Here is a 17,506-nt window from a genome sequence, read left to right as displayed (position 1 = left end):
TTTATTTAACAGATTTCAGTTTCGAGATGCAGGTTCAGTTGGAGAACGGGCAATGAGTACAAAAACATCAATACGGTCAAAACTGCTAAGTGTTGCATTCGCAGCAGGCGGTCTTGTCGCAGCAGGGGCGCTGGTTACCTTTCTGGGACAGGGTGAAAACACACTTTACTGGGCATTAGCGCTTCATGCTGCTGCTCTGGTAGTTCTCTTCAGTGGTGCCCGTACGGTCTTGGCTCAGGTAGAGCAGCCGTTACATCAGTTAATGGCAATTGCCAAACACTTCTCTGATGGTAAGCCGGCTCATTCTGATCCTGTTGTCGATAATGAGATTGGTGCTGTTGTTCGGGCACTTGTTGATGCTCAGGCGGATGTTGGTAAAAAGCGTCAGAAAGAGCTCCGTCAGTTTGACCAGATGGCGCGTATCAAGCGTGGCTTGGATGTGGTTAACACTAACGTGATGATCGCTGATGCTGAGCTGAATATTATTTACGTCAATGCTTCTATCCAACGTATGCTTCGTGAACGCGAGTCCGAGCTGCAGAAGTCATTGCCTCATTTCGATGCCAGCAATCTTGTTGGAAAGAATATTGATATTTTCCACCGTAATCCTGGCTATCAGCGTAAATTGCTGACTGGCCTGACCGGTGCTCATAAAGCCCGCATCAATGTTGGCGAGACGACTTTCTCTCTGGTTGTTCACCCGATCTCCAATAATGGCGAGCGAAATGGTTACATCGTTGAGTGGCAGGATCTGACTGATACTTTGGCTCAGGAATTGAAAGAGCAGGAGTTAAAAGAGCAGCAAGCCGAACTGATGGGTGAGAACCAGCGCATCCGTCGTGGTCTGGATGTTGTGAATACCAATGTGATGATCTCTGATGCGGATCTCAATATTGTGTATATGAACGAATCCATTCTGGAGATGCTGGATCGTAATGAAGCAGAGATTCAGAAGGAGCTGCCTCACTTTGATGCCGATAACCTTCTGGGTCAGAACATCGATATCTTCCACAAAAATCCAGAAATGCAGCGTCGTATGCTGGCTAGTTTGACGGATACTCATAGTGCGAGGCTCAAGATTGGGGCGAGTGCCTTTGATCTACAGGTGACTCCAATTGGAACACCGGAGCAGCGTCAAGGCTTTATTGTTGAATGGCGTGACCTGACTGACTCCCTGGCTCAGGAAGCGAAAGAGAAAGAGCTGAAAGAACAGCAAGTTGTGCTGATGAATGAGAATCAGCGAATTCGTCGTGGCCTGGATGTTGTAAACACTAATGTGATGATCTCAGATGCGGATCTCAACATTGTGTATATCAACGAGTCTATTCTGGAAATGCTGGAGCGCAACGAATCTGAGATTCAGAAAGAGCTGCCTCACTTCGATGCCGCTAACCTTCTGGGTCAGAATATCGATGTGTTCCATAAGAATCCGGAAATGCAGCGTCGAATGCTGTCCGGGTTGACAGATACTCATAGCGCGACACTGAAAATTGGTGAAAGTACGTTTGACCTGCAAGTGACTCCAATCGGAACGCCAGATCAGCGTCAGGGCTTTGTCGTTGAATGGCGAGATATGACAGATATTCTGCGTCGTGAAGCAGAAGCAGAAGAGATCAACCGTAAGCAGCGTGAGCTATCTGATATCAATCAGCGTATCCGTAACGCTCTGGATAACGTGTCCAGCAACGTGATGATGGCGGATACTGATCTTAATATTATTTACATCAATGATGCATTGCGTGGCATGTTCCGTGAGTCTGAGGAGCTGATCCAACGTGAGCTTCCTGAGTTTGCTGTAGACAGCCTGATTGGCAAGAACATCGATGTGTTCCATAAAGATCCGGCGCATCAGCGACACATGCTGGCAGCGCTTAAAAATACTCACCGTGCGAAGATCTCCATTGCGGGTCGTTACTTCGCCTTTATTGCCAACCCTATCTTTAACGAACATGGTGAGCGCCTGGGTACGGTTGTTGAATGGTCTGATACAACCAATGAAACTCTGGCTCAGGCTGAAATTGCCGATATCGTGGAAGGTGCGTCTCGTGGTGACTTCAATCGTCGCATCAATACCAGTGGCAAAGACGGCTTCTTCCTGGATCTGGCAAGCGGCATGAATAACCTGATGGAGACAACTTCTGAAGGTCTGTCTGAGGTTGCCCGTGTACTGAGTGCAATGTCGAAAGGCGACCTGACTGAGCGTATCGAGCAGGACTTTGAAGGCATGTTCGGTCAGCTGAAAGATGATGCGAATGCTACTGTCGATCAACTGGCAAGTATTGTTACTCAGATTAAAGAAGCCTCTGATGCAATTAACACTGCAGCAAGCGAGATTTCTGCCGGTAATAACGACTTGTCTCAGCGTACTGAGGAGCAGGCTTCGAGTCTGGAAGAGACTGCCGCTTCTATGGAAGAGCTGACTTCAACAGTCCAGCAAAACGCAGAAAATGCTTCTCAGGCTAATAATCTTGCCCAAGGTGCGAGTCGTATCGCGCAGAAAGGTGGTGATGTTGTTAGTCAGGTTGTCAGCACCATGCGCACCATCAGTGATAACTCTAAGCAGGTTGAAGAGATTATCAGTGTGATCGACAGTATTGCCTTCCAGACCAATATTCTGGCCTTGAACGCAGCTGTTGAGGCTGCGCGAGCTGGTGAGCAAGGTCGAGGCTTTGCAGTGGTAGCGACTGAAGTTCGCAACCTGGCGAAGCGCAGTGCTGGTGCCGCTAAAGAGATTAAAGAGCTGATCGTGACTTCGGTAGACACCGTCGAAGAGGGCTCTAAGCTGGTTGATGATGCCGGTTCAACAATGAAAGATATCGTTGATGCCATTGGTCAGGTGACCAGTATCATGACCGAAATCTCAGCGGCTTCTGCGGAACAGCGCTCCGGTATTGAACAGGTGAATACTGCAATTACCCAGATCGATGAGGTGACCCAGCAGAACGCTGCTCTGGTTGAGGAGGCAGCAGCGGCAGCTGAATCGACAGAAGAACAGGCTCGCTCACTGGTTAACTCAGTAAGTCTGTTTAAGCTGAGTGCCGATTCATCTTATCAAAGCCCTGTGATGTCACCGGTTAAGTCTCCGGCTCCGGTTGCAAGAGAAGAGATTAAATCTCCTGCGGCTCCTAAGGCAGAGGCAAAACCAGCGGCTAAAGAGCCACCTAAAGCGGTTCCGCAAAAGGCGAAACCAAGCCTGGATGACGACTGGGAAGAGTTCTGATTCTTTTAAGTCTTGTATGATTTAGGCTGCCGATTGGCAGCCTATTTTTTAGGATTCAACGATGCACACATCCCGCCCGGATCGTGAATTTCATTTCACGGATGATAACTTCGCTACCATTAAGAAACTGATTTATGAGCGTGCCGGAATCAATCTGGCCGAAACAAAGCGAGATATGGTCTACAGCCGTTTGTCCCGACGTTTAAGGGCAAACAATCTGCGCACATTTCAGCAGTACCTAGAGCTACTGAATGACCCTGATAGTCATGAGCAGCAGGAATTTGTTAATTCGTTGACCACGAATCTGACATCATTTTTCAGAGAGTCACACCATTTTGATATTCTGAAAGAGTATTTCACTGAACATAAGAATAAGAAGAGTTTCAGAATATGGTGTTGTGCGGCGTCGACTGGTGAAGAACCTTACTCAATCGCGATGGCTGCGATTGAGCATTTTGGTACTTATAATCCACCGGTGGAGATTTTCGCATCTGATTTGGATACTAAAGTTCTCGAAAAAGCTCAGCGTGGGGTCTATTCTTTCGAGAGGGTGGAAAGACTTTCCGATCAAAGACTTAAGTCGTTTTTTTTTAGAGGGAAGGGTGATAATTCAGGTTTAGTTAAAGTAAAATCTGAATTGCAGGATCTTGTTTACTTCTTTAATCTCAATTTGCTGAGTGAGTCGTGGCCTTTTGATCAGCAGTTCGACATCATATTCTGTCGTAACGTGATGATTTACTTCGATAAACCGACTCAATATAAAGTTCTTAAGAAGTTCCTGCCGCATCTGAGAGAAGATGGCTTACTGTTTGCCGGACATTCGGAGAGCTTCCCCCATGCCTCTGACCTGTTCAAGCTACGCAAGCACACGGTCTATGTGAAAGCGCATAAAATGAGTTAAACGGTAGGAAGTGCCATGGAAATATTGCATGAAGCATCGCAACCCAAAATTTATTTCGACAGAAAATTTAACTGTCAGGTTGCGAAGATCTTACCCGGTGAGTTTTACGTAACCTCAACGGATATGGCGATTAGTACCGTGCTTGGTTCGTGTGTTTCTGCCTGTATCAGGGATACCAAGCTTCATATTGGTGGTATGAATCACTTTATGTTGCCGGGGAATTCAGATGTTTTTAACCCCTTAAGTGCATCAGCCCGATACGGTAGTTATGCCATGGAGATGCTGATTAACGAAATTCTCAAACGCGGTGCCAGTCGTGAAAATCTGGAAGCCAAGATTTTTGGTGGTGGCAACGTTGTAGAGTCGATGACTACCAGCAACGTAGGTAAGCGTAACGCGCAGTTTGTGATCGATTACCTGGGTTTTGAATCAATCCCAATTGTCGCTCAGGATTTGTTGGATACTTGCCCCCGAAAGGTTGTCTTTTTTCCTAAGACAGGCAAAGTTCTGATGAAGCGCCTGCGTAGTGGTGGTGTTGACCGCGAAGTGCTGGAAATCGAAAACCAGTACAGCAAGTCTCTTGGTCAAACGCCTGTCTCGAATGATATCGAGCTGTTTGACTAACCGTGATGATTGAAGGAAGTAAACATCGTGATTGAGGTTGTTATCGTCGATGACTCTGCACTCATTCGTAATCTTCTGAAAGAGATTATCAGTGAGCAAGAGGATATGACTGTTACCGGAATGGCAAAGGATCCCTATGAAGCCCGCGAGATTATCCGGCAGGTGAATCCTGATGTAGTGACATTGGATGTTGAGATGCCAAAAATGCATGGTCTGGATTTTCTGGAGAAGTTGATGCGCTTGCGTCCGACTCCGGTTGTAATGATTTCAACGCTGACCACAATGGGCTCAGATACCACTATTCGCGCTCTGGAACTTGGTGCTATCGATTTTATTGCCAAGCCGAAAGTGGGTGTTTCCAGCGAGCTGAAGCAATACAGTGAGATTATCTGCGATAAAATCCGTATTGCCGCTCAGGCGGGACCTCGTCTTGCAGGTATCCGCAAGAAAATCGCTAATCAAAATTCTGAAGATAAGCCGGTTTTATTTTCCCCTAAAGCGCTTAGTAAGATTATTGCTGTAGGTGCCTCAACAGGCGGTACCGAGGCAATCAAAGCCTTTCTGATGCCTTTGCCCGCTCAATCCCCTCCAATCGTGATCACCCAACACATGCCGCCGGGGTTTACTAAAACTTTTGCTGAGCGCATGGATTCATTGAGCCGGTTAAAGGTAAAAGAAGCTGAAGAGGGTGATGTCCTTAAGCCTGGCCATGTTTTTATTGCACCCGGTGATCGTCACCTGAAAGTCGTGAAGGAAAGTGGGCGTTTTGTCGTTAAACTTGACTCCGGTCCACCGGTAAACCGTCATAAGCCTTCAGTTGATGTTCTGTTTGACTCCCTTGTTGAACATGCAAATATTGTTGCTGGTGTCATTTTAACCGGAATGGGGGCTGATGGTGCCCAGGGGCTGAAACGATTAAGAGATGCCGGAGCGAGAACTTTTGGTCAGGACGAAGCCAGTTGTGTGGTTTATGGAATGCCAAAAGCGGCGGAAAAACTTGGAGCTGTAGAGTTTGTACATCCTTTGAAATTAATTCCTGTACAGCTAGCCCGAACCGTGAATAATTGATTGCAGTGTATTGTTATAAATAGAGTTTTTGGGAGTAATAATGAATATTCAAACTTCGTCTACTGATGCGCAGAGCACAATGCGTCTGAATGGTCGTTTTGACTTTAACGCCCATAAGGTTTTTCGTGAAACTTACCAGCAATTGCTTGATGACAAGGCTAAAGCAATTGTTCTGGACCTGAGCCAGGTTGATTATCTCGACAGTTCAGCGCTGGGTATGCTTCTGCAGTTTAAAGAGAAAGCGGATATGCAGGGCACGAAGATCTCTCTGCACAACTGTTCCCAGCTGGCTAAAGACGTTCTGGCGATCGCCAACTTTGACAAGCTGTTTGAAATTTCCTGATCGGTGATCTGACTATGCGTATTCTTGCTGTTGATGACACGCGAGCCAACCTTGTATTGCTTCAGGCAATGCTCAAGCGTTCTGGCCATGAGGTAGTAACTGCCGAAAATGGTGAGGATGCTTTGCAGGTTTTTGAAGAGCAACAACCAGATCTGGTGCTCATGGATGTAATGATGCCCGGTATGGATGGCTTTGAAGCGGCTCAGAAGTTGCAGGAGATGTCTGCTCCTCGTTGGGTGCCTATCATCTTTATCTCCGCTGCAGCGACAGAAGAGTACTACATCAAGGGCCACCAATCCGGTGGGGCTGATTACCTGTTTAAACCGATTAATCAGGTAATCCTCAATACAAAGATTGAGTCCATCAAGCGTATTGTGGATATGCAGAATACTCTGCACAGCCAGAACACAGCGTTGCAGGAATATGTAGAGAAAGATGAGGCGGAACGCCGTATATCGCGCCATATCATGGAGCACATGGCAGAAAGCAAAGGACTGGAAGATCCACTGATCAGTTCGATGATTACTCCCGCTGAACAGTTTAGTGGTGATGTGCTCTGTGCGGCCCGTTCTCCAAGCAACCGACTCTACCTTTTGATTGGTGATGCTGTTGGACATGGTCTGGCAGCCGCTATCAATACACTACCGATTTCCGGCACCTTTTATTCAATGGTGTACAAAGGATTTGAACTCCAGACCATTGCAAAAGAATTGAATCGCCGGATCAAAGAGGCGATGCCGACAGGTTGTTTTGTTGCCTGTGGTATTGTGATGATTGATCCAGGTGAATCATACGCAGAAGTTTGGAATGCCGGTTTGCCGACCTTCTATTGCGTGGACTCTCACGGCCATGTTTCCGATACCTTTGAATCGACTCAGTTGCCGCTTGGTGTCTTGACGGCCGATCAATACGAAGTAAAGAGTGAGATTATTCCTTATCGTCCTGGTCACCAGATCATCCTTTTCTCTGATGGTCTGATCGAAGCAGAGAACAGCGATGGTGAGTTCTTTGGCATTGAGCGTCTTTTGGGATGTCTGCACAATCCTGAAAATCGTCTGGATGATATCCGTTTCGCTCTTGAAGAGTTTATGGGGGAGGAAAACCCTCATGATGATGTGACTCTGGCCTTGGTTGATATGCCTGCACAGGACTCTTCTGGCATGGAGATTTTCAGTGATCATCAGCAAACTGAAATTCTGACCTCTGTCGCTGAAGCCGATGGCCTCGACTGGCGTGTAAACTTCCATCTTGGTGTTTCTGAAGTTAAGGCTCTGGATCTGACTCCTATGATCCTTGGTGCTCTTGGTCAGTTTAAAGGAGTTGAGCAGCACAATCAGAAGCTCTTCCTGATCATGGCAGAGCTATTGAATAATGCACTTGATCACGGTTTGCTCAAGCTGGATTCCAGTCTGAAGTCCGGGCCGGACGCCTTTGAGAAATACCTGTCTGAGCGACAGGATCGTCTTGAAACCCTCGAATCAGGCTTCATCGAAATTACTGCCAGCAAGCTGCGCTTACACGATGAGTCTTTCCTGCGCATCACGATTGAAGATACTGGGGAAGGCTTCAACTATGAAACTATTAATCAGGGGGATGCAGGTCAGTCTGCTATGCATGGGCGTGGTATCAAGCTGGTTAAGCAGCTTTGTCGCGCGGTTGTTTATGAAAATCGCGGCAACAAGGTTACAGTTGATTACGATCTGAATACTGTGAACAAGTCCTGATGAAAATTGCTTTTCTGGGCATTGGGCTCATGGGGCTTCCCATGAGTCATCGCCTCTTCTCTGCAGGTTTCGACCTGACTGTCTGGAACCGTTCCTCTGAAAAATGCCTGCCTCTGCAAGAACTTGGTGTAACTATTGCCGATAGTCCGCAGGATGCAGTATCTGACGCCGAAATTATCTTCACTTGCCTGACGGATAGCTCAGCTGTTGCCGAGGTCTGGCAGCAGATTCAGTCCTCGGTTTCTTCCGGCTCTATTCTCGTTGATTGTTCCAGTATCGATCCGGAAGTTACCCGTGAGCTAGCATCGCAAGCTAAATCCAGAGGTGTGTGCTGGATCGACTGTCCTGTTTCAGGTGGGGTGCCTGGGGCTCAGGCTGGCACTTTGGCAATGATGGCTGGTGGTGATTCGTCTGCTGTTGATCGGATCAGGCCAGTGCTGGCTAATCTCTCATCCAAAGTGACCTATATGGGGGAGAGTGGCTCCGGGCAATACGCAAAGATCTGTAATCAGATGATTGTCAGCTGTAATGCACTGGTTATTGCTGAGGTTGTTGCTTTTGCTGAAAAGGCTGGTGTCGATAGCAGCAAACTCGCGGAAGCTTTTTCTGGTGGCTTTGCCGATTCTAAACCTTTACAGATTTTGGCTCCTGAGATGGCAGAGCGCCGGTTTGAACCGCCAAAATGGCATGTTGATACCCTCCTGAAAGATCTTTCAATGGCGGTGGCCCATCTTGAGAAGTCATCTGCCGATGGACCGATGACGCAATTGGCTAAAACGTTAATGCAGTCGCACAGTGAAGATGGCTTTGGTGGGCAGGACCCTTCCACGCTGGTTAAGCGTTATCTGGATATCAAATAGTGATGAGTAATCCGTTAATTGCGAATATTTCCCTTTTGTTTTCTGATCATCCTATGGAAGAACGTTTCCAGAAGGCGGCAGATGTTGGTTTTAGTCAGGTAGAAATCCAGTTCCCTTATGAGTGGGCCGCTGAAGATCTTAAGGGATGGGCTGATGCGGCTGGTGTTAGTGTTTATCTGATTAATGTTCCGGCTGGTGAGCTTCTTTCTGGTGGAAAAAGTTTTAGTTGCCATCGGGAGCGGCAACCAAGCTTTATTTCAGCGTGTTCTAAGGCTGTTGAGTACGGTAAGGTTCTAGGAGTTAGTCGGATCAATGTTCTTGCAAGCAATCTTGATCATGATGATAAGCCTGACGAAGTTGTAGCCACTTATGTGGAAAATATCCGATATGCAGCTGAGGTTATGTTGCATGAAGGGATTCAGGTAACCTTTGAGGCGATCAATAATCTTGATATGCCGAATTATCTGATCAACAGTTTTGCGGATATGAAGGCTGTTTATGACGCTGTGGCTCATCCCAATGCTTTTATGCAATATGATATCTATCATATGGCGATGATGAATGAGCCAGTTGTGGAGCAAATTGAGGGATTCTCCTCCTCAATCGGGCATATTCAGTTTGCTGATAAACCGGGCCGTGGTGCGCCTAATACTGGAGAACTGCCGCTGGGAGAAATCTTTCAGCGGATTGATGCTTGCGATTATTCCGGTGCAGTTGCTGCAGAGTATCGCGTTTCGGGTAATGATGAGATGGATTACGGTTGGCTCAAAGGTTAGTCTGGGTCGTTTTTGAACAAACCCGTAGAAACGAAAAAGCCACATTCAATGTGGCTTTTGTTTATTTGTGGCTTTCGTTTTTGGCGGCCAGCAGATTAACCAGTTTAGCAATAATTTTGTCTTTAATCTTTTCTCGGGTGAGTGGTGGGAGTGAGTGCATCACCTTCTTATCGAAGCGGAAAAGAATGCAGGTCTCATCAGCAACCACATTACTGGTGCGGGGCGTGTTGGTTAGAAATGACACCTCACCGAAAAAATCGCCTGGCTGAAGGTCGGCGAGTTTTTTACCATTCTCTTCCAGTGAAACATGAGCGCTACCGTGAAGCAGGATGTAGAACGCTGAATCCCTTTCACCCTGAACGATGATGTTTTCCCCTTTATCAGCCGCTACAAAACGGCTTCGGGTGTCCACAATCATGTTCTTTTCGCCCGGATTAAAAGCACTGAAGAAATCAATCTTATCGAGAATATTCAGTATCTTAACCCGATTAATCAGCCGTATGCCTTTCATCTCGTTGACCTTATTTTCTTTTTGGCACAGTTTAACGCTATCTTAGACGTGTACACAAACCCTGCAACATAAATAGTATTGAAGATAATACAATTGTGCGCTGCGTCACCTTTAACCGGTGTATTGTTACACTAAATCACGCTAACATAATGACAAATAATGATTTTTACCTCATGGAGGAGGGCGTATCATGCACAGGATGCTTCTCTCAAAAGGTTAAACACTATGGCAATAAACGATAAAGGCGATCTGATAAAAGTATCGGCAGATGACCTTATGATTGGGGACACTTTGCCATGGACTGTTTACGATGCCACAGGACGCTTGCTGATGGATTCAGGTCACGTTATCTCCACTCAGTCCCGCCTTAATTCTATTATCTCGTCTGGTTATCGTTTAGACGAACTGCCGACTGAGGCTGATGAAGTTGCAGCAAGCGATCTTCCATCACCAGTGGTTTATGCGAAAGATACCAACCCTTTTAATGAGCTCGAGGAGATGTGTCTTGAGCTTGAGCAGGCATTTGGCGGCATTGTTGGTGATGGTAGTTTTAAGGAAGGCCGTCTTGAGCGCCGTCTGTATGATTCGGCATCCCAGATCCAGGGGCTTATTAAACTTAACGCAGATGCTTTGCTGGGCTCCATCCATCTGTCTAACAAGTTTAACTACTCGATTAAACATCCTCTGCACGTTGCGATTATCTCCAGCATCATTGCCGACTCTTTGGATTTACCTCAGGATATTCAGTTGGCGATGATTGGCGCGGCCATCACTGCAAACGTTGCGATGAACTCCTATCAGGATAGTCTGCAGAAGCACAAAGGTCCTTTGACTGACGAGCAGAAATCCCGTGTTCTCAAGCACCCTCAGGAAAGTTATGACCTGTTGAAAACTGCAGGTATTACGAATCAGCTTTGGCTGGATATTGTTCTGCAGCACCATGAAAAGATTGACGGGAGTGGATATCCTCGAGGACTGCGTGGTGATCAGATCTGTCTGGAAGCAAAAATTGTCGGCCTTGCGGATATCTATTCAGCCATGGTCTCCGGGCGTCAATATCGTCCGGCTCTGACCCCTCAGCGAAGCCTGAAGCAGCTCTTTATGCAGCGTGGTAGCTTCTTCGATGAATCCCTGACCAATGTTTTTCTGTCTGAACTGGGTGTTTACCCGCCTGGGGCTACAGTTGAGCTGGTTAATGGAGAGATGGGTGTTGTGGTTAAGCGTAAGTCTCCTGAGAGCAGTAAGCCGGTTGTTTCTTCGATCCGGGATCGTTTCGGCACACGCTTTATGCACCCCGTAATGCGTGATACAGGGGACAAGCGCTATAGCATCAAAGGCGATGTCAAAGTTGAACAGTTGGGGAATATCAACCCTTCAATCCTCTGGGGGCTGAAACTGATGCGTGTTAGTTAGCGTATTGGTTCTGGTGTTATCAAGACAAAGGTAAGAGTTTAGTTATGAAAGTTTGGCTCACTATACTGGCTGGGTTTATTTTTTCCGGTAGTGTTCTGGCAGCGGATTACAGTAATCCGGATGTAGCGATTAAGGCTCGTCAGGATCAATTCGAAGATATCAAAGCGAGTTTTAAACAGCTTCGCTTTCTTGTGATTCAGAAGAAGTTTGATGCGGCAGCAGCTAAGTCTGAAGCGAATAATCTTGCTGAGCTGAGCCAGCCTCTGGTTGAGATGTTCCGTGTTCGATCTCATCAGGGAGATACCAAAGCCCTTGATCGGGTATGGGACAACTGGCCTCGTTTTGAAAAACAGATGAATGAGTTTGTTGATCTGACGGAGCAGATTGCCGATAGCCTTAAATACGCCAATCAGGAAGATGCACGCATGTATGTGGATCGAGCAGCTAAGACCTGTAAAAGCTGCCACCGTTTATTCAAAGCGCGCTAAGCTATATTTTCCAGTAAACAAAAAGCCGGCTATTGAGCCGGCTTTTTGTTTTTTACGCTGCAGTATCAGGACATGCAGCACTTCTTGAATTTCTTGCCACTGCCGCAGATGCAGGGATCATTTCGACCAACACTTTTCTCGGCCGGAGGGGTGTAGTCTTTGCCGTGTACGAAGAACCAGCGTCCATCCTCGCGGACAAACTTTGAGTCTTCCGAGTGGTTAATAATGCCGTTTTTCTCGCGATAGCGAGCGGTGAAGCGAACGCGCCCTTCATCACCGTCCATCTCTGTGTCGTGAACCTTTAGTCCCAGCCATTCTGAGTTTTCCGCCCAGTCTTTCAGGCCTGCAAAGTCATACTGTGGGCGCACATCTTTTTGTGTGGTCTGTTCGATATAGTCCAGATCTGCCAGAACATAAGCAGAATAGCGGGATCTCATCAGTTGTTCCGGGGTTTCAGGGAGCGCATCACCTGCAATAAAACCCTGACAGCATTCACCGAAAGTTTGGCCTGACTGGCATGGGCATGCCTGATCTGCAGTGATTGAGTCCGTATTAATGCTCATGGAGTTTGCCTCACGATGGTTTATATTAATCAATAAGTTATAGAATTTTTCCCTATGATACCGGAGAGGCTTTTATGTTGAGTAGTGATAAATCCAGTGATAGGCAGTTTTCTCTGAAAGAGCAGCTGATTTCTTCTGAAAACGCCTTGCAAGGTCGTTCTGAATATCTGTTTCCGGTCGCAATACCGCATCGGGTGTTGAGCGGTGAGCTTACAGAAGTGATGCACTATCCCCATAAAATTATTCTGGGGTTGGGTTGTTTCTGGGGAGCAGAGCGACTGTTTTGGCAGCAACCCGGTATCTTGCAGACTGCCGTCGGTTATGCCGGTGGCTATACACCATTTCCGACCTATGAAGAGGTGTGCAGTGGTCAAACTGCACATACCGAGGTGGTTGCCATTGCTTATGATCCTGAAAAAATTAACCTTAAACAGTTACTGGCTTTGTTTTGGGAGAGTCATGATCCGACCCAGGGGATGCGTCAGGGCAACGACAGAGGCACTCAGTACCGTTCAGCAATCTACTGTCAGTCCGAGGATGATCTCAATGCTGCACGGGCAAGCAGTGAGAGCTTTCAGGTGAAGCTGGATGAGGCTGGTTTAGGAGTGATCACAACAGAAATTGCTCTGTTAGATAAATTTTATTTTGCTGAGCCATATCATCAGCAGTATCTGGATGCGAACCCGAATGGTTATTGCGGTTTAAAAGGTACGGGAGTGACCTGTATCTGAGTGTGTTTATTTCCGGGGTTGAGTTATTAAACGTGTGTTTTATCGTTAGTCTGTATAGAATGGTTTACACAAGCAGTCGCCAGTGAAGGGTTGAAGAATGCGCTTAGAAATAGTCTGCCAGAACCGCGTTGGTATCATGCGGGATATTCTCGAAGTCTTTGTTGAGTTCCGGATCAATGTGGTTCGTGCGGAAGCTGGTGGCGATAAAGGCAATGCTATCTACCTTTATATGCCGGGTATGCTGAATATGCAGCTGCAAAGTGTTCGTACCCGGTTGGAGAAGATTTCTGGTGTACAGAAAATACGCCGTATCAATCTGATTCCCAGTGAGCGTCGTCATTACGAGTTGGATATTCTTCTTCAATCCCTCGATCTGCCGGTATTGTCTGTTGATATTGATGGTCGTGTTGTAGCGGCGAATGCAGCTTCCGGGCGTGTTCTCAGTCTTCGTGTTGATGAAGTGTCCGGGATCTCTCTGAGCAAACGGGTTAAAAACCTCGACCTGGATACTCTGCTGCCTAAGCTTGAATCCCGCTTGAACGGAGTTCGCGTAGAGATTCGGGGCGATGCCTATCTTGCTGATATAAATCCCATCTATATGGAAGAGAAACTATCCGGTAAGGAGCCAGCGGGTGCAGTGATCACCCTGCATCCGGTTGAGTCTCTCGGTGCCCAGATCTATTCCCTGCAGAAACATGAAGACTTTGGCTTTGAAGCGCTTCAGATTCAGGCCCCTAAGATGCAGGCGATGATTCGCGAAGCCAAGCGCATGGCTCCCCTTGATGCACCTCTGCTGATTCAGGGTGAGACTGGAACTGGTAAAGAGATGCTGGCCCGGGCGTGTCATATGAGCAGTCCAAGAGGGCGTTCCCCTTTTATGGTGCTGAATTGTGCCAGTCTGCCGGATAATCTTGCTGAGACCGAGTTGTTTGGCTATGGCCCCAATGCTTTTGAAGGGGCTCGCAAAGAAGGCAAGTTGGGTCTGCTTGATCTGGCATCAGGTGGCAGTATCTTCCTGGATGAAGTTGGTGAAATGAGCCCGCATCTTCAGGTGAAGCTGCTGCGTTTTCTTCAGGATGGAAGCTTCCGTCGTGTGGGTAGTGAAGATGAGATTCAGGTTGATGTGAGGGTTGTCTGCTCGTCGCAAAAAGATCTGGCGGAACTCTGTGAGCAGAACCTGTTCCGCGAGGACCTCTTCCATCGTCTGAATGTTTTAACTCTGGAAATTCCGTCTCTGCGTAACTGCAAAGAGGGTATCCCGGATCTTGCGAATCACTTTATTGATCGAGCCTGCACCCAGATAGGTACGACCCGCCGTGAGTTAAGTGAGGCTGCGGAGGCTGCGCTTTGCCAATACCATTGGCCGGGTAATGTCCGTCAGCTGGAAAATGTTCTCTACCAGGCTGTTTCGATCTGTGAAGGCGAAGTGATAGATGTTGAGCATATTAAATTGCCAAGCCTGCACAACACAGATGCGCAGCCGCTGGATCTGAATGGTAACTGGGGCGATATTACTGCCCGGGTTGAGCAGCAGATCTTAGCAACCTTATATCCGGATTTTCCGAGTAGTCGTTTACTGGCGAAACGATTGGGTGTTTCTCACACTACAATCGCGAATAAACTACGCCATTACCGTATTGGGCACTAGGTCACATTTTCAGTCATTCGACCTATAGACATTTGTACTGCTAATTAATTATTTTTGATGCAAATTTATCAGAGATCTTGTCCGGCTAATGTTTGTCGCTATTATAAGGCTTCTCGATAACTCTCTGTTTTCAAAAACGTTCCTGTTGAGGTAAGTATGGTTAAACTGCTGATTGTTGATGATCATCATATTGTTCGTGCGGCGGTTTCCAAGATGCTGGCTGATGAGGAATGGATCGAGATTGCAGGCGAAGCAGGTAGTGGCGAAGAAGCCGTTGCTATGGCTCGTGAGTTAGAGCCGGATGTTGTCCTGATGGACATCAAGATGCAGGGCATCGGGGGGCTGGAAGCCACCCGTAAAATTGTCCGTATGCTGCCGGATTGCAAAGTAATCGCTTTGTCTGCTCTGATTGAAGAGACCTTTGCCACTCGTGCCCTTGAGGTTGGTGCATCGGGATACCTTTCCAAGGGAACTGATCCGGCAGAAATGGTGAATGCAATTCGACAGGTTCATCATGGTCAGCGTTACCTGAGCTCTGAAATTGCCCAGAAAGTCGCTTTGAGTCGTATGAGTCCGGGCAATGAGAACCCTTTTGATGGCCTCTCTGATCGTGAGTTGCAGATCGCTCTGATGGTAGTGAACTGTCAAAAGGTCAGCGATATATCAGACAAGTTGTTTCTGAGTCCTAAGACGGTTAACACCTACCGTTATCGTATTTTCGATAAGCTGCAGGTTTCCAGTGATGTAGAGCTTACCCATTTAGCGATCCGTCATAAGATGATCGACACGGAATCCCTGTGAGCTGATGTCTGAGTTTGATGCCAAATCTTTCCTGAAAACCCTTCCTAAGCACCCCGGAGTCTATCGAATGTACGATAGCTCCGATGCTTTGCTTTATGTCGGTAAAGCGAAAAACCTTAAAAACAGGGTCAGCAGCTATTTTCGCACGACTGGCTTAACGCTAAAAACTAAAGCATTGGTTGAGCAGATCCACCGGATCGAATTTACGGTCACTGGCAGTGAAACTGAAGCTTTGCTGCTTGAGCAGACTCAAATCAAGCGCAATCGACCGCCGTTTAATATTCTGATGCGGGACGATAAATCCTATCCCTACATCTTTCTGAGTTCTTCGGATTATCCGCAGATCGAATACAGCCGGGGAAAGAAACGTCGTTCAGGTCAGTATTTTGGACCCTACCCAAATACCAATGCAGTAAAAGAGACACTTAATCTTCTGCATAAGGTGTTTAGATTAAGGCAGTGTGACGATAATTTTTTTAGTCACCGTAGCCGACCTTGTCTGCAGCATCAGATTGAACGGTGCAGTGCGCCCTGTGTTGATCTGATCAGTAAGGACGACTATGCAGAAGATGTAAAACGGGCTGCTTTGTTTCTCAAGGGGAGGAGTGTTGAGCTGATTGCAGACCTTCAGGAGAAAATGGATCAGGCTGCGGAGAAACTGAATTTTGAGCTGGCTGCCCGCTTTAGGGATCAGCTGATTCAGCTGCGTAAGATTCAGGAGCAGCAGTATGTGTACGGCGAACAGGGGGATGCGGATCTGTTCGCCATGGTTTCCCGTCCGGGAGGTCTTGCGATCTCTGTGCTTTTTGTTCGCTCCGGGCGTGTGCTGGGTTCGCGGCATTATTTTCCGACAGACCATTTGTCAGATAATGAAGAAGAAACGCTGCAGGCGTTTATTAACCAGTTCTATCTGGGTAGTGGTACCCGTGAAGTTCCGGCAGAAGTGATTACCAATCTGCCGCTTCAGGAGCCTGAGATGCTGGCTGAAGCACTCCAGAGTCTCTATTCCAAAAAAGTTGCTATCACCAGTCAGGTTCGATCCCATCGTGCTCGCTGGTTACAGATGGCGGTGACCAATGCAGAGCAGTCTCTGATTAGTCATCTGGCACGAAAGGGGACTATGGACAGTCGCTTTAAAGCGCTGCAGGAGGCTCTTGGCCTTGAGGAACGCCCTGAGCGTCTGGAGTGTTTTGATATCAGTCACAGTTCTGGTGAGGCTACCGTTGCATCCTGCGTTGTCCTTGGGCCGGAAGGGCCAATTAAAGGCGAGTATCGGAAGTTCAATATTGAGGGAATTACAGCGGGCGATGACTATGCTGCAATGCGTCAGGCGCTGATTCGTCGATATAAGCGTCTGGCTTCAGGAGAAGGCAAAAAACCAGATATTCTGGTGCTGGATGGTGGTAAGGGTCAGCTCAAGCAAGCCAGGGAAGTGTTTAATGAGTTAGCCGTCACGGATGTGATTCTTTTAGCGGTTTCAAAAGGCACAACCCGTAAGCAGGGCTTTGAAACGCTTTATCTTGAAACCAATGATCAGATCATTGATCTGGACTCGGATTCGAAAGCGCTTCACGTAATCGAACAGGTCAGGGATGAAGCACACAGATTTGCCGTTGTGAGCCACCGGCAAAGACGGGATAATACCCGAAGGACATCACGCTTTGAGTCGATTCCAGGGATCGGGCCAAAACGACGACAAGCAATTTTGAGACATTTTGGTGGTCAGAAAGAAGCTCTGGATGCCAGTATTCAGGAACTGGCAAAGGTTCCGGGTATTAGCGCATCACTGGCCGAGCAGATCTATTTCCACTTACACCCAGAACAGTAGTAGGCCT

Annotated in this window: 16 protein-coding genes; 14 read left to right on the top strand and 2 right to left on the bottom strand. The window is 47.4% G+C overall.

The window, feature by feature from the left end; all coding sequences use genetic code 11:
• The first annotated feature begins 52 nt into the window (after positions 1-52).
• The 8 genes from BV405_RS17955 (at position 53) to BV405_RS03315 (ending at position 9,516) form a co-directional block, all read left to right on the top strand.
• A complete protein-coding gene (locus tag BV405_RS17955) occupies positions 53-3,220 on the top strand; it encodes a methyl-accepting chemotaxis protein (RefSeq protein ID WP_086479416.1) in 3,168 nt (1,055 codons plus the stop codon).
• Between the two features lie 61 nt (positions 3,221-3,281).
• Entirely contained in the window at positions 3,282-4,121 is an 840-nt protein-coding gene (locus BV405_RS03345) for a CheR family methyltransferase (RefSeq protein WP_086479415.1), read from the top strand.
• A gap of 15 nt (positions 4,122-4,136) precedes the next feature.
• Complete coding sequence (cheD, locus tag BV405_RS03340) at positions 4,137-4,745, top strand: chemoreceptor glutamine deamidase CheD (protein WP_086479414.1); 609 nt, start codon at positions 4,137-4,139, stop codon at positions 4,743-4,745.
• A gap of 24 nt (positions 4,746-4,769) precedes the next feature.
• Positions 4,770-5,813: a protein-glutamate methylesterase/protein-glutamine glutaminase gene (locus BV405_RS03335; protein WP_217895564.1), complete on the top strand. Its 1,044-nt coding sequence runs from the start codon at positions 4,770-4,772 to the stop codon at positions 5,811-5,813.
• 40 nt (positions 5,814-5,853) lie between these two features.
• Entirely contained in the window at positions 5,854-6,156 is a 303-nt protein-coding gene (locus tag BV405_RS03330; RefSeq protein WP_086479412.1) for an STAS domain-containing protein, read from the top strand.
• 14 nt (positions 6,157-6,170) lie between these two features.
• Positions 6,171-7,880 carry an ATP-binding SpoIIE family protein phosphatase gene (locus BV405_RS03325; protein WP_086479411.1) on the top strand — a complete coding sequence of 570 codons (1,710 nt, stop codon included), beginning with the start codon at positions 6,171-6,173 and terminating at the stop codon, positions 7,878-7,880.
• Positions 7,880-8,740, top strand: a complete 861-nt coding sequence (locus BV405_RS03320; RefSeq protein WP_086479410.1) for an NAD(P)-dependent oxidoreductase — start codon at positions 7,880-7,882, stop codon at positions 8,738-8,740. The genes BV405_RS03325 and BV405_RS03320 overlap by 1 nt, the downstream gene beginning before the upstream one ends.
• Positions 8,741-8,742: 2 nt before the next feature.
• Positions 8,743-9,516: a TIM barrel protein gene (locus BV405_RS03315; protein ID WP_086479409.1), complete on the top strand. Its 774-nt coding sequence runs from the start codon at positions 8,743-8,745 to the stop codon at positions 9,514-9,516.
• A 61-nt stretch (positions 9,517-9,577) separates the two neighbouring features.
• Here BV405_RS03315 and BV405_RS03310 read toward each other — a convergent pair whose 3' ends face one another.
• Positions 9,578-10,027 (bottom strand): cyclic nucleotide-binding domain-containing protein, encoded by a 450-nt coding sequence (locus BV405_RS03310; RefSeq protein WP_086479408.1) that lies wholly within the window; start codon positions 10,025-10,027, stop codon positions 9,578-9,580.
• 225 nt (positions 10,028-10,252) lie between these two features.
• On the opposite strand from BV405_RS03310, the gene BV405_RS03305 reads away from it, so the two are divergent.
• On the top strand, positions 10,253-11,440 hold the full coding sequence (locus BV405_RS03305) for an HD-GYP domain-containing protein (protein ID WP_176330029.1): 1,188 nt from the start codon (positions 10,253-10,255) through the stop codon (positions 11,438-11,440).
• A 44-nt stretch (positions 11,441-11,484) separates the two neighbouring features.
• The gene (locus tag BV405_RS03300) at positions 11,485-11,928 is read left to right on the top strand and encodes a c-type cytochrome (protein ID WP_086479406.1); all 444 of its coding nucleotides are present in this window, start codon (positions 11,485-11,487) and stop codon (positions 11,926-11,928) included.
• A gap of 65 nt (positions 11,929-11,993) precedes the next feature.
• Here the strand turns inward: BV405_RS03300 and BV405_RS03295 are convergent, their stop codons facing one another.
• Complete coding sequence (locus BV405_RS03295) at positions 11,994-12,491, bottom strand: YchJ family protein (protein ID WP_086479405.1); 498 nt, start codon at positions 12,489-12,491, stop codon at positions 11,994-11,996.
• 74 nt (positions 12,492-12,565) lie between these two features.
• Between BV405_RS03295 and msrA the strand changes: the two genes are divergently transcribed.
• The 4 genes from msrA (at position 12,566) to uvrC (ending at position 17,499) form a co-directional block, all read left to right on the top strand.
• The gene (gene msrA, locus BV405_RS03290; RefSeq protein ID WP_086479404.1) at positions 12,566-13,222 is read left to right on the top strand and encodes a peptide-methionine (S)-S-oxide reductase MsrA; all 657 of its coding nucleotides are present in this window, start codon (positions 12,566-12,568) and stop codon (positions 13,220-13,222) included.
• A 97-nt stretch (positions 13,223-13,319) separates the two neighbouring features.
• Positions 13,320-14,870, top strand: a complete 1,551-nt coding sequence (locus BV405_RS03285) for a sigma-54-dependent transcriptional regulator (RefSeq protein ID WP_086479403.1) — start codon at positions 13,320-13,322, stop codon at positions 14,868-14,870.
• 156 nt (positions 14,871-15,026) lie between these two features.
• Positions 15,027-15,671 (top strand): UvrY/SirA/GacA family response regulator transcription factor, encoded by a 645-nt coding sequence (gene uvrY / locus BV405_RS03280; protein WP_086479402.1) that lies wholly within the window; start codon positions 15,027-15,029, stop codon positions 15,669-15,671.
• Between the two features lie 4 nt (positions 15,672-15,675).
• Positions 15,676-17,499 carry an excinuclease ABC subunit UvrC gene (uvrC, locus tag BV405_RS03275; RefSeq protein ID WP_086479401.1) on the top strand — a complete coding sequence of 608 codons (1,824 nt, stop codon included), beginning with the start codon at positions 15,676-15,678 and terminating at the stop codon, positions 17,497-17,499.
• Positions 17,500-17,506: the final 7 nt, after the last annotated feature.

The organism is Oceanospirillum sanctuarii (assembly GCF_002150805.1).
Classification (GTDB): Bacteria; Pseudomonadota; Gammaproteobacteria; order Pseudomonadales; family Halomonadaceae; genus Oceanospirillum; species Oceanospirillum sanctuarii.
Note: the sequence above shows the minus strand (reverse complement) of the source record. Positions and strands in the feature narration are given on the sequence as shown.

What these genes read in the sequence shown, in the direction of transcription:
- BV405_RS17955 (WP_086479416.1), top strand. Translation starts at nt 53, where the DNA reads ATGAGTACAAAAACATCAATACGGTCAAAACTGCTAAGTGTTGCATTC.
- BV405_RS03345 (WP_086479415.1), top strand. Translation starts at nt 3,282, where the DNA reads ATGCACACATCCCGCCCGGATCGTGAATTTCATTTCACGGATGATAAC.
- cheD (WP_086479414.1), top strand. Translation starts at nt 4,137, where the DNA reads ATGGAAATATTGCATGAAGCATCGCAACCCAAAATTTATTTCGACAGA.
- BV405_RS03330 (WP_086479412.1), top strand. Translation starts at nt 5,854, where the DNA reads ATGAATATTCAAACTTCGTCTACTGATGCGCAGAGCACAATGCGTCTG.
- BV405_RS03325 (WP_086479411.1), top strand. Translation starts at nt 6,171, where the DNA reads ATGCGTATTCTTGCTGTTGATGACACGCGAGCCAACCTTGTATTGCTT.
- BV405_RS03320 (WP_086479410.1), top strand. Translation starts at nt 7,880, where the DNA reads ATGAAAATTGCTTTTCTGGGCATTGGGCTCATGGGGCTTCCCATGAGT.
- BV405_RS03315 (WP_086479409.1), top strand. Translation starts at nt 8,743, where the DNA reads ATGAGTAATCCGTTAATTGCGAATATTTCCCTTTTGTTTTCTGATCAT.
- BV405_RS03310 (WP_086479408.1), bottom strand. Translation starts at nt 10,027, where the DNA reads ATGAAAGGCATACGGCTGATTAATCGGGTTAAGATACTGAATATTCTC.
- BV405_RS03305 (WP_176330029.1), top strand. Translation starts at nt 10,253, where the DNA reads ATGGCAATAAACGATAAAGGCGATCTGATAAAAGTATCGGCAGATGAC.
- BV405_RS03300 (WP_086479406.1), top strand. Translation starts at nt 11,485, where the DNA reads ATGAAAGTTTGGCTCACTATACTGGCTGGGTTTATTTTTTCCGGTAGT.
- BV405_RS03295 (WP_086479405.1), bottom strand. Translation starts at nt 12,491, where the DNA reads ATGAGCATTAATACGGACTCAATCACTGCAGATCAGGCATGCCCATGC.
- msrA (WP_086479404.1), top strand. Translation starts at nt 12,566, where the DNA reads ATGTTGAGTAGTGATAAATCCAGTGATAGGCAGTTTTCTCTGAAAGAG.
- BV405_RS03285 (WP_086479403.1), top strand. Translation starts at nt 13,320, where the DNA reads ATGCGCTTAGAAATAGTCTGCCAGAACCGCGTTGGTATCATGCGGGAT.
- uvrY (WP_086479402.1), top strand. Translation starts at nt 15,027, where the DNA reads ATGGTTAAACTGCTGATTGTTGATGATCATCATATTGTTCGTGCGGCG.
- uvrC (WP_086479401.1), top strand. Translation starts at nt 15,676, where the DNA reads ATGTCTGAGTTTGATGCCAAATCTTTCCTGAAAACCCTTCCTAAGCAC.